The organism is Streptomyces sp. WZ.A104 (assembly GCF_002382885.1).
In the GTDB taxonomy this organism is placed as follows: Bacteria; Actinomycetota; Actinomycetes; order Streptomycetales; family Streptomycetaceae; genus Streptomyces.
In genome coordinates this window covers 23,308-33,696 of sequence record NZ_NWVL01000081.1, presented here as the reverse complement: position 1 = coordinate 33,696, position 10,389 = coordinate 23,308, and the positions used below count along the sequence as shown (strand labels likewise).

Below are 10,389 nucleotides of genomic sequence, written 5' to 3'. Positions count from 1 at the left end.
CGCCGCCCGCGCCGCCTCGCCCACCCCCGCCCCGGCGGCCAGCACCTCACCGCCCGCCGCCGGGCGGGAGCGCCGCCGCGCCGGGTCCATGGAGGGGGGCGTCGCGCCCGGTCCCGGTGCGAGCCGCAGTTCGTCGCCGGTCACCGTGAACACCGCGTCCGCCGCGTCCCCGTCCAGCGCGTACGGCCCGTACCCCTCCAGGACCAGCGACACCACCGCCGTACCGGACACGATCCTCGGCAGCCACTCCTTGGCCGCCGGGCCGCCCACCCCGCCCAGCAGCACCCCAGCCGCCACGCTCTCCGCCACCGGGCCCGCCACCGCGTGCCGCCCCAGCTCCACGCAGGCGACGGCCGTCTCCACGGGGAGCGGGCCCGCACCCCCGTACGCCTCCGGGACCGCCAGGCCGAACACCCCCGCCTCCGCCAGCCGCCGCCACAGGGCCAGCCCCGGACCGTGGTCCCCGGCGGCCCACGCGCGTACGGCTGGCGGGGTGTCCGCCGCCGTCAGCAGCGCGTCCAGCGAACGCGCGAACTCCCGCTGCTCGTCGTCCAGGAGGAAACGCATCAGCGCCGTCCCTTCGGCAGGCCGAGCAGCCGCTCGGCGATGATGTCGCGCTGGATCTCGTTCGTCCCGGCGTAGACGGGCCCCGCCAGCGCGAAGACGTACCCCTGCGCCCACTCCCCGTCCGCCGCCTCCGCGTCCGGGCCCAGCAGGTCGAGCGCCGTCTCGTGCAGCGCGATGTCGTACGTCGACCAGAACACCTTGTTCAGGCTGGACTCCGGGCCGAGGGCCGCCCCCGCCGCGAACCGGGACGCGGAGGCGGCAGTGAACAGCCGGTACGCCCGTGCCCCGATCACCGCGTCCGCCACCCGGTCGCGTATCGCCGTGTCCGCCGGGTCGCCCGCCTGCCGCCACAGCTCGGCCAGCCGGTCGGCGGCGGCCAGGAAGCGGCCGGGGGAGCGCAGGGTGAGGCCGCGCTCGTCGCCGGTGGCCGACATGGCGATGCGCCACCCCTGCCCCGGCTCCCCGATGACGTCCTCGTCCGGTACGAACACCTCGTCCAGGAAGATCTCGGCGAACGCGGGCTTCCCGTCGAGCCGGCCGATGGGACGCACGGTGACCCCGGGGTCCCGCAGCCCGAACATCAGGTACGTGAGCCCCTGATGCGGTCTCGCCGCCCCCGGGTCCGTACGGAAGATCCCGAACGCCCGGTCCGCGAACGCCGCCCGCGAGGACCAGGTCTTCTGCCCCGACAGCAGCCAGCCGCCCTCCGTGCGCACCGCCCGCGACCGCAGCGCCGCCAGGTCCGACCCGGCCTCCGGCTCCGACCAGGCCTGCGCCCAGACCACCTCGCCGCCCGCCATCGGGGGCAGCACCCGGGCCCGCTGCTCCGCCGTGCCGTGGGCCAGGAGCGTCGGGGCGAGGAGGCTCACGCCGTTCTGCGAGACCCGGCCGGGCGCGCCCGCCGCCCAGTACTCCTCCTCGAACGCCAGCCAGCCGAAGAGATCCGCGCCCCGGCCCCCGTACTCCTCGGGCCAGGAGACCGCCGACCACCGGCCCGTGTGCAGCAGCGCCTCCCACTCCCGGTGCGCGGCGAAGCCCTCCTCCGTCTCCAGGGAGGGCAGCGGCCGGGTGGGTACGTGGTCCCGCAGCCAGGCCCGGGCCTCGGCCCGCAGCGCTTCGGTCCGTGCTGTCTGCGCCAGATCCATGACGCGCCCGCCTTCCGCGTGCCTCACCGCCGACCGTTCCCTAACAAGTGTTTGGTAGGTTAACGTACGGCCCAGGCACCGTCGAGAAGTCGCGGGGAGAGGCCATGAGCGCACCGCAGTACCTGCCGGGACACGGACTGCTGACCGGCCGAACCGCCGTCGTCACCGCCGCCGCCGGAGCCGGGATCGGCGGCGCGACCGCCCGCCGCTTCCTGGAGGAGGGCGCCCGCGTGGTGATCAGCGACGCCCACGCCCGACGGCTGAAGGAGAGCGCGGACGCCCTGACCGAGGAGTTCGGCACCGACCACGTCTCCGCCCTGGCCTGCGACGTCACCGACGAGGACCAGGTGAGGGCCCTCTTCGCACACGCCGAACGCGTCCACGGCGGCCTCGACGTCGTCGTCAACAACGCGGGACTCGGCGGCACCGCCGAGCTCACCGAGATGACCGACGACCAGTGGACGAAGATCCTCGACGTCACCCTGAACGGCACCTTCCGCTGCACCCGCGCCGCCCTCCGCTCCCTCAAGGCCGCCGGGAGAGGGGGAGCCGTCGTCAACAACGCCTCCGTCGTCGGCTGGCGCGCCCAGCGCGGCCAGGCCCACTACGCCGCCGCCAAGGCGGGCGTCATGGCCCTCACCCGCTGCGCCGCCGTCGAGGCCGCCGACTACGGGGTCCGCGTCAACGCCGTCGCCCCCAGTCTCGCCATGCACCCCCACCTGGCCAAGGTCACCTCCGCCGAACTCTTGGCCGAACTCGCCGGGAAGGAGGCATTCGGCCGGTACGCGGAACCGTGGGAGGTCGCCAACGTGATCGTCTTCCTCGCCAGCGGCTACTCCTCGTACATGACCGGCGAGGTCGTCCCCGTCAGCAGCCAGCATGCGTGAGGAGAGCGGCGGCGGGCGGACAATGGCCGGGTGCCTACCAAGAAGAAGCCCCAGGTGACCCCCACGCCCGAGCGGCGCCGCGAACTGCTCGCCACCGCCGCCGAGGTCTTCGCCGCCCAGGGATACAACGCCACCACAGTGCGCCGCATCGCGGACGAGGCGGGCATGCTCGCGGGCAGCCTCTACTACCACTTCGACTCCAAGGAGTCGATGCTCGACGAGATCCTCGCCACCTTCCTCGACGAGCTCTGGCAGGGCTACGACGCGGTCCTGGCGGCCGGGCTCGGCCCCCGCGAGACCATCGAGGCCCTGGTCACCGAGTCCTTCCGGGAGATCGACCGGCACCGCCCCGCCGTCGCGATCTACCAGAAGGAGTCCAAGCACCTCGCCACCCAGCCGCGCTTCGCCTACCTCGCCGACTCGCAGACCAGGTTCGAGAAGGCCTGGCTCGGCACCCTGGAACGCGGTGTCGCCGAAGGCGTCTTCCGCGACGACCTCGACATCCGCCTCACCTACCGCTTCGTCCGCGACACCGTCTGGGTCGCGGCCTCCTGGTACCGGCCCGGCGGACACCACAGCCCCGAGGAGATCGCCCGCCAGTACCTCTCGATGGTGCTCGACGGGATCGCCCCGCGTACGTAACCCCCGCCCGTAAACCCCGAGCGCATCGAGGAGCAGCAGCCATGGCCGAGGCCTACATCGTCGAAGCGGTACGCACCCCCGTCGGGCGGCGCGGGGGAGGCCTCGGGGCCGTCCACCCCGCCGACCTCGGCGCGCATGTGCTGAAGGAACTGATCGCCCGCGCGGCCGTCGACCCGGCGGCCGTGGAGGACGTCGTCTTCGGCTGCCTGGACACCGTCGGGCCGCAGGCCGGGGACATCGCCCGTACGTCATGGCTCGCCGCCGGGCTGCCCGAGGAGGTCCCCGGCGTCACCATCGACCGGCAGTGCGGCTCCTCCCAGCAGGCCGTCCACTTCGCCGCCCAGGGCGTCCTCTCCGGCACCCAGGACCTCGTCGTCGCGGGCGGCGCCCAGAACATGACCCAGATCCCCATCGCGTTCGCCTCCCGCCAGGCCGCCGAGCCCCTCGGCCTCACCCAGGGGCCCTACGCGGGCAGCGAGGGCTGGCGCGCCCGCTACGGCGACGCCCCCGTCAACCAGTTCCACGGCGCCCAGCTCATCGCCGAGAAGTGGGGCATCAGCCGCCGGGACATGGAGGAGTTCGCGCTCACCTCCCACCGGCGCGCGGTCCGCGCCATCGACGAGGGCCGCTTCGCCCGCGAGACCGTCGCCCACGGGGACGTCACCGTGGACGAGGGGCCGCGCCGCGACACCACCCTGGAGAAAATGGCCGGACTGCGCCCCGTCGTGGAGGGCGGCACCATCACCGCCGCCTGCTCCTCCCAGGTCTCCGACGGTGCCGCCGCCCTGCTCATCGCCTCGGAGCGGGCCGTGGCCGAACACGGCCTCACCCCTCGCGCCCGCATCCACCACCTGTCCGTACGGGGCGAGGACCCGATCCGGATGCTCTCGGCCCCGATCCCCGCCACCGCGTACGCACTCAGGAAGACCGGCCTCACCATCGACGCCATCGACCTCGTCGAGATCAACGAGGCCTTCGCACCGGTCGTGCTCGCCTGGCTGAAAGAGACCGGCGCGGACCCGGAGCGGGTCAACGTCAACGGCGGCGCCATCGCGCTCGGACACCCGCTGGGCGCCACCGGAGCCAGACTGATGACGACACTCCTGCACGAACTGGAACGCACCGGCGGCCGCTACGGCCTCCAGACCATGTGCGAGGGCGGCGGGCAGGCCAACGTCACCATCGTCGAACGGCTCTGAAGACCCTGCGGTGTGATCCACCGCCGCGGGGGAGGACGTGCTAAGGTGTTTCCCGTTGCAGTTTTGGTACCCATGAACTTTATGTGCGCCTGACGGGAATGCTTCCTCAGGCGCTTTATTGTTTTCCGGCTTTCTCCGGATGGGGCTCAATGCGGCGACTTGGAATCCGTAAAGTGCGGATTTCCGGCACTGCACCTCTTTTAGGAGAATGACATGGCTACTGGAACCGTGAAGTGGTTCAACTCGGAAAAGGGCTTCGGCTTCATCGAGCAGGACGGCGGCGGCGCCGACGTCTTCGCCCACTACTCCAACATCGCCACCTCGGGCTTCCGTGAGCTCCAGGAGGGCCAGAAGGTCTCCTTCGACGTCACGCAGGGCCAGAAGGGCCCGCAGGCGGAGAACATCGTCCCGGCCTAATTGCCGGACGCGTACCTCGCTGACCGGGGCCCGCACCGTGAAGGTGCGGGCCCCGGTTTGTGCTGTCCGAGCAACAAACCGTTCTGTGCGCACATCCTGGGGGCGCATCATGGACGGCCGGGCCGGCACATCGCAGTAAACCCATTCGGCAGTTGCCCAGGAATCCCCCAGGAGGGCAATTCCGTATGACCAGCTCCGAACGCCAGGACCGCACCCCCCGCTCCCGTCCGGCCCGTGGCCGAGGCCGCGGCCAGGGCGGGGCAGCCCAGTCGCCGTCGAACGGCCGGGGCGGCGCACCCCGCTCCAAGGTCCAGGGCTCCAAGGCCCCGGCCCGCCGCAAGGCCGCTGTCGCACCGCCCGCCGAGTTCGCCCTGCCCGAGACGGTGACTCCCGCACTGCCGTCCGTCGACGCCTTCGCCGACCTGGACATGCCCGCCGCGCTGCTGAAGACCCTCGCCGCCCAGGGCGTCACCGAGCCGTTCCCGATCCAGGGCGCGACCCTGCCGAACTCGCTGGCCGGCCGGGACATCCTCGGCCGCGGCCGCACCGGCTCCGGCAAGACCCTCGCCTTCGGCCTGGCGCTGCTGGCCCGCACCGCCGGACGCCGCAGCGAGCCGCGCGCCCCGCTCGCCATGGTCCTCGTCCCCACGCGTGAGCTGGCCCAGCAGGTCACCGACGCGCTGACCCCGTACGCGACCTCCGTGAACCTGCGGCTCGCCACCGTCGTCGGCGGCATGTCGATCACCAAGCAGTCCGCGACCCTGCGGCGCGGCGCCGAAGTCCTCGTCGCCACCCCCGGCCGGCTCAAGGACCTCATCGAGCGCGGCGACTGCCGCCTGGACGAGGTCTCCATCACCGTCCTCGACGAGGCCGACCAGATGGCCGACATGGGCTTCATGCCGCAGGTCGTCGCCCTGCTCAAGCAGGTCGAGGCGGACGGCCAGCGGATGCTGTTCTCCGCGACCCTCGACAAGAACATCGACCGGCTCGTCAAGATGTTCCTCACCGACCCGGTCGTGCACTCCGTCGACCCGTCCGCCGGTGCGGTCACCACGATGGAGCACCACGTGCTCCACGTCCTGGACGAGACCGACAAGAAGGCCGTCGCCATGAAGATCGCCGCCCGTGAGGGCCGGGTGATCATGTTCGTCGACACCAAGCGCGCCGCCGACCGCTTCGCCAAGCGGCTGCTCGCCAGCGGTGTCCGGGCGGCCGCCCTGCACGGCGGGCGCTCCCAGCCGCAGCGCAACCGGACCCTGGACCAGTTCAAGAACGGCCAGGTCACCGCGCTCGTCGCGACGAACGTCGCCGCCCGCGGCATCCACGTCGACGACCTGGACCTGGTCGTCAACGTGGACCCGCCGACCGACCACAAGGACTACCTCCACCGCGGCGGGCGCACGGCGCGCGCCGGGGAGTCCGGCAGCGTCGTCACGCTCGTGCTGCCCGAGGAGAAGCGCGAGATGACCCGGCTGATGCAGGACGCGGGCATCGCGCCGCGTACCACCCGGGTCACCTCCAGCGACGCCGAGCTGTCCCGGATCACGGGAGCGAGGGAGCCTTCGGGCGTCGCGATCGTGATCGAGGTCCCGCAGCCGACCCCGCCGAAGCAGCGGACCCGCTCGGGCGGTCCGGCGGGCTCCGGCGGGGGCGCGGTGCGCTCCGGGAGCCGGGGGCGGGGACGGCGCGGGGCCGGTTCCGGTGGTGCCGGTGGCGGCGCCCAGGGCGGGGGCGCGGGCCGTTCCGGCGGCGTCGCGCGTTCCGGTGGGGAGTCCCGGGGTACGGGCCGCTCGGGCGCGCCTTCGCGGGGGCGTCGGGCCGCGTAGGGCGCCGGCCCGGGCCTGTCCGGCGACTGAGGACCGGGGGCCGGGGCGGAGCCCCGAAGGCCCCGGCCCGGTCGCCGGGCACGGCGGGTGCCCTCAAGCGCCGGACGGGCCTGCGACGGCCCCCCGGTCGTCGGGCGGGGGATCGACGGGGGTGCCCTCGGCGCCGGACGGGCCGGGGGCGGCCGCCCGGTCCTGGGGATGCCGGTGTGCTGCGTACGGGTCGAGCAGGGCCGCCAGGGCCTCGTCCGCCTCCGCCATGATCCGGGCCACCAGCTCCGCCACGCTCGGCAGATCCTCGATCAGGGCCGCCACCTGGCCCGACGCCATGATGCCGGCGTCCGTCCGGCCGTCCACCAAGGCCGACCGCAGCAGCATCGGCGTGTTCGCCGCCAGCAGCACCTGGCTCCAGCTCAGGTCCTTGCCGTGCCGCATCGCCAGCCCGTCCCGCACCATGCGCGGCAGGCTCAGCCCGGAGATCCGGCGGAAGTGCGACGCCCGGCGCACCGCCTGCGACAGCGAGCGCAGCCGGCCCGCGCTCTCCAGCGCGGCAACCATCTCCGTACGGAGCATCCGGTGCGGGAGCCCGTCCACGGCGCTCGTCAGGGTGATGTCCTTGACCGTGGCCGCCAGATAGCGGGCCTTCACCGCGTCCGGGACCGTCGAGTCCGAGGTCAGCAGGAACCGGGTCCCCATCGCCACGCCCGCCGCCCCGTACGCCAGCGCCGCGACCAGGCCGCGCCCGTCGTGGAAGCCGCCCGCCGCGACCACCGGGATGTCCACCGCGTCGACCACCTGAGGCAGCAGCACCGTGGTGGCGACCTCTCCCGTGTGGCCGCCGCCCTCCCCGCCCTGCACGATCACCGCGTCCGCGCCCCAGGCCGCCACCTTCTCCGCGTGCCGCCGGGCGCCCACCGACGGGACGACGACCACGCCCGCGTCCTTCAGCTCCGCGATGAGCTCCCGCGACGGGGCGAGCGCGAACGACGCCACCCGTACGCCCTCCTCGACGATGATCCGTACCCGCTCCCGCGCGTCCCCCGCGTCCGCCCGCAGGTTCACCCCGAACGGGGCGTCGGTCCGGGACCTCACCTCCCGTACGGCGGAACGCAGTTGCTCGGGTGACATGGTCGCGGAGGCCAGGATGCCGAGCGCCCCGGCGCGCCCGGTCGCGGTGACCAGGCGGGGGCCCGACACCCAGCCCATCCCGGTCTGGACGATCGGGTGGCGGACGCCGGTGAGGTCGGTCAGGGCGGTGCGCATCAGGCCCGGACCTCGCGGTCGCGGGTGCCCGAGGGGTCGATGACCTCGCGGATCAGGTGGAGCTCGGCCGGGGAGGGGGACCGGGTGCGAGGGACGTCGTCGGGGACCGTCAGTGTGAAGGCCGTCGCCTCGCGGACCTGGTCCACCGTGACGCCCGGGTGGACCGAGACCAGTCGCATCGAGCGGTCGGGGGTCGCGAAGTCGAAGACCCCGAGATCACTGACGACCCGGGGGATGCGGTGGAAACGGGTGGCCGAGGGGCCCGCCGCCGCGGCCCGGTCGTAGCCGACTCCGCAGACCATGTCTACGCGTTCGACGAAGACCCGCCGGGAGTGCCGGGGCACCCAGTAGCTCACCGGGTTGTTCAGGGTGTTGACGGGGGCGCCGCGTACGCCGAGCAACTGGCGGGAGGGCCGTTCCCAGTCGCCGATGCAGGAGATGTTCTGGTTGCCGAACCGGTCGATCTGGCTCGCGCCCATCATCACGTGCCGCCGCCCGCCGGTGACCAGGGTGAGGTGCCTGCGGTAGGGGAGCCAGCCCTCGGCCGCGCCGTCCGGGCCGACGATCGTCGCCTCACCGTCCGTGAGCAGCAGTTCGGGGGCGAAGGTGAGGCGGGCCAGCCGTGCGCCGACGGACGGCACCGCGCCCATCGGGCTGGCCAGCACCTCGCCGTCGCCGCGCCAGGCCTCCGCGCAGGCGATCACGCAGTGCTCGGCGCGGGTGGGGTTCCCGGAGACGGGTGCGGGTGCGTTCACTGCTGCTCCTCGTGCCAGGTGCGGACCGCTTCTCGGTAGCTCTTCTCGTCGCCGTCCGGGGGCAGGAAGCGCGCGCTGAACTCCGCCCAGGCGGCGGGGTCCGCCGCCGCGGCCGCGTACGCCCGCTGGAACGGCTCGTCGCGCGGGTGGTCGGGGACGCACGAGGTGAAGTGCGCCCCGCCCGGCGTCTCCACGACCCCTGTGACCGAGTGCCGCCCCACCAGCAGGGTCTGCGGGGAGCGGTCGCCGTCACCCGTCAGCTCCGCTGTGCCGACGAGGCGTTCGCAGGAGACGAACGCGGTGTCGGCGGCCTCGCAGAACAGATCGTCGAAGTACGGGTCGGGGCCCAGGTACTGGGCGTTGCCGAGGCGGTCCGCCCGGTTGAGATGGACCAGTGCCGCGTCCATCCGCAGGGCGGGCACCGCGACGAACTGCTCGCCGTCCTCGTACGGTGAAGTCACCTTCCGCAGCTCGGGGTTGACCCGCATGACGTCCGATCCGATGCCTGCCCGCACCGGCAGGAAGGGCAGCCGGTTCGCCGCCGCGTGCAGCCCCCACATGAACATCGCCTCGTCGATCTCCGTCAGCGCGAAGGCCCCGCGCTGCCGGGCGGCCCGGTAGTGCGGCTCCAGCGGGATCGAGTCGAGCGTCACGAACGCCGTGACCAGCCGGCGGATCCGGCCCGCGGCGGCGAGCAGCCCGACGTCCGGGCCGCCGTAGGAGATCACCGTGAGATCGGTGACCGGGGACCGGAGCAGCGCCCGGACCAGGGCCATCGGCTTGCGGCGCGACCCCCAGCCGCCGATGCCGACCGTCATGCCGCTGCTGAGCCGGGCGACGACCTCCTCGGGCGTCATGGTCTTGTCGCGCGCCGGGGGCACCGTGCTCATGGTTCAGGCCTCCTTGCCGAAGGTGTCGCGGACCCGGGCGGCGGTCCCGGCGAGGTTCGCTTCAAAGGTGAATCCCTGCTCGAAGCGGTAGCTGCGCTGTACGTCGACGGGGTCGATGCCGTTGAGTGCGGCCTTGGCCAGGCGCAGCAGATGGCCGTCCTTGGCGGCGATCTCCGCCGCCAACTCCAGTGCGGAGTCGAGGAGTTCCGTGGCCGGCACCACGCGCCAGACCGATCCGTGAGTGAGGAGCTCGGCGGCCGTGACCGTGCGCGAGGTGTAGTACAGCGTCCGCATCAGGTGCTGCGGGACCAGCCGGGCCAGGTGCGTCGCGGCGCCGAGCGCGCCCCGGTCCAGCTCCGGCAGACCGAAGACGGCGTCCTCGCTCGCCACGATCGCGTCGGCGTTCCCGACGAGCCCGATGCCGCCGCCCAGGCAGAAGCCCTGTACCGCAGCGACGACCGGGACCTCGCACGCGTACACCGCCGCGAACGCCTCGGCGCAGCCCCGGTTGGCGCCGATCAGGGCGCTGTGCCCCGGATCGCGCCGCAGCTCCTTGATGTCGACGCCCGCGTTGAAGCCGCGCCCGGCGGCGGCCAGGACGACACAGCGCACCTCCGGATCGCGGCCCGCCGCCCGTACGGCGTCGGCCAGGTCGTACCAGCCCTGTACGGGAAGCGCGTTGACGGGCGGGCGGTCGACGGTGACGACGCGGACACCGTCGGCGGGGTGCGCGGTGGAGACAGTCATCGGAGGATCAGCTACCTTTCCACCAAACATTTGTTAGGTGGACGGTAGCAGTCA

11 protein-coding genes are annotated in these 10,389 nt (G+C 73.3%); 5 read left to right on the top strand and 6 right to left on the bottom strand.

The features are described 5' to 3' along the window. Positions 1-567, bottom strand: a 567-nt coding sequence (locus CIB93_RS31320) for an acyl-CoA dehydrogenase family protein (RefSeq protein WP_143660108.1), incomplete at its 3' end; no start/stop codon positions are given. Continuing rightward, complete coding sequence (locus CIB93_RS31315) at positions 567-1,712, bottom strand: acyl-CoA dehydrogenase family protein (RefSeq protein ID WP_096631793.1); 1,146 nt, start codon at positions 1,710-1,712, stop codon at positions 567-569. The genes CIB93_RS31320 and CIB93_RS31315, both read right to left, overlap by 1 nt. A 104-nt stretch (positions 1,713-1,816) precedes the next feature. Here CIB93_RS31315 and CIB93_RS31310 point away from each other — a divergent pair, with 104 nt between their 5' ends. The 5 genes from CIB93_RS31310 to CIB93_RS31290 all read left to right on the top strand — a co-directional run bounded on the left by CIB93_RS31310 (position 1,817) and on the right by CIB93_RS31290 (position 6,683). Further along, the gene (locus CIB93_RS31310) at positions 1,817-2,599 is read left to right on the top strand and encodes an SDR family oxidoreductase (RefSeq protein WP_096631791.1); all 783 of its coding nucleotides are present in this window, start codon (positions 1,817-1,819) and stop codon (positions 2,597-2,599) included. Between the two features lie 30 nt (positions 2,600-2,629). Continuing rightward, complete coding sequence (locus CIB93_RS31305; RefSeq protein WP_179500309.1) at positions 2,630-3,241, top strand: TetR/AcrR family transcriptional regulator; 612 nt, start codon at positions 2,630-2,632, stop codon at positions 3,239-3,241. Between the two features lie 41 nt (positions 3,242-3,282). Next, positions 3,283-4,440, top strand: a complete 1,158-nt coding sequence (locus CIB93_RS31300) for an acetyl-CoA C-acetyltransferase (protein WP_096631789.1) — start codon at positions 3,283-3,285, stop codon at positions 4,438-4,440. Positions 4,441-4,653: 213 nt separating this feature from the next. Further along, a complete protein-coding gene (locus CIB93_RS31295; protein WP_003969786.1) occupies positions 4,654-4,857 on the top strand; it encodes a cold-shock protein in 204 nt (67 codons plus the stop codon). 185 nt (positions 4,858-5,042) lie between these two features. Further along, a complete protein-coding gene (locus CIB93_RS31290; protein WP_096631787.1) occupies positions 5,043-6,683 on the top strand; it encodes a DEAD/DEAH box helicase in 1,641 nt (546 codons plus the stop codon). Between the two features lie 93 nt (positions 6,684-6,776). Here CIB93_RS31290 and CIB93_RS31285 read toward each other — a convergent pair whose 3' ends face one another. Genes CIB93_RS31285 through CIB93_RS31270 form a run of 4 tightly spaced genes read right to left on the bottom strand, consistent with a single transcriptional unit; the run spans position 6,777 to position 10,335 of the window. Continuing rightward, positions 6,777-7,943, bottom strand: a complete 1,167-nt coding sequence (locus CIB93_RS31285) for a nitronate monooxygenase family protein (RefSeq protein ID WP_257002441.1) — start codon at positions 7,941-7,943, stop codon at positions 6,777-6,779. Next, positions 7,943-8,698, bottom strand: coding sequence for a CoA-transferase subunit beta (locus CIB93_RS31280; RefSeq protein WP_096631786.1), 756 nt, complete (start codon positions 8,696-8,698; stop codon positions 7,943-7,945). Before CIB93_RS31280 ends, CIB93_RS31285 begins: the two co-directional genes overlap by 1 nt. Then, positions 8,695-9,588 (bottom strand): CoA transferase subunit A, encoded by an 894-nt coding sequence (locus CIB93_RS31275; protein WP_096631784.1) that lies wholly within the window; start codon positions 9,586-9,588, stop codon positions 8,695-8,697. Before CIB93_RS31275 ends, CIB93_RS31280 begins: the two co-directional genes overlap by 4 nt. Positions 9,589-9,591: 3 nt before the next feature. Beyond that, positions 9,592-10,335, bottom strand: coding sequence for an enoyl-CoA hydratase family protein (locus CIB93_RS31270; protein ID WP_096631783.1), 744 nt, complete (start codon positions 10,333-10,335; stop codon positions 9,592-9,594). Positions 10,336-10,389 lie beyond the last annotated feature (54 nt).

What these genes read in the sequence shown, in the direction of transcription:
- CIB93_RS31315 (WP_096631793.1), bottom strand. Translation starts at nt 1,712, where the DNA reads ATGGATCTGGCGCAGACAGCACGGACCGAAGCGCTGCGGGCCGAGGCC.
- CIB93_RS31310 (WP_096631791.1), top strand. Translation starts at nt 1,817, where the DNA reads ATGAGCGCACCGCAGTACCTGCCGGGACACGGACTGCTGACCGGCCGA.
- CIB93_RS31300 (WP_096631789.1), top strand. Translation starts at nt 3,283, where the DNA reads ATGGCCGAGGCCTACATCGTCGAAGCGGTACGCACCCCCGTCGGGCGG.
- CIB93_RS31295 (WP_003969786.1), top strand. Translation starts at nt 4,654, where the DNA reads ATGGCTACTGGAACCGTGAAGTGGTTCAACTCGGAAAAGGGCTTCGGC.
- CIB93_RS31290 (WP_096631787.1), top strand. Translation starts at nt 5,043, where the DNA reads ATGACCAGCTCCGAACGCCAGGACCGCACCCCCCGCTCCCGTCCGGCC.
- CIB93_RS31285 (WP_257002441.1), bottom strand. Translation starts at nt 7,943, where the DNA reads ATGCGCACCGCCCTGACCGACCTCACCGGCGTCCGCCACCCGATCGTC.
- CIB93_RS31275 (WP_096631784.1), bottom strand. Translation starts at nt 9,588, where the DNA reads ATGAGCACGGTGCCCCCGGCGCGCGACAAGACCATGACGCCCGAGGAG.
- CIB93_RS31270 (WP_096631783.1), bottom strand. Translation starts at nt 10,335, where the DNA reads ATGACTGTCTCCACCGCGCACCCCGCCGACGGTGTCCGCGTCGTCACC.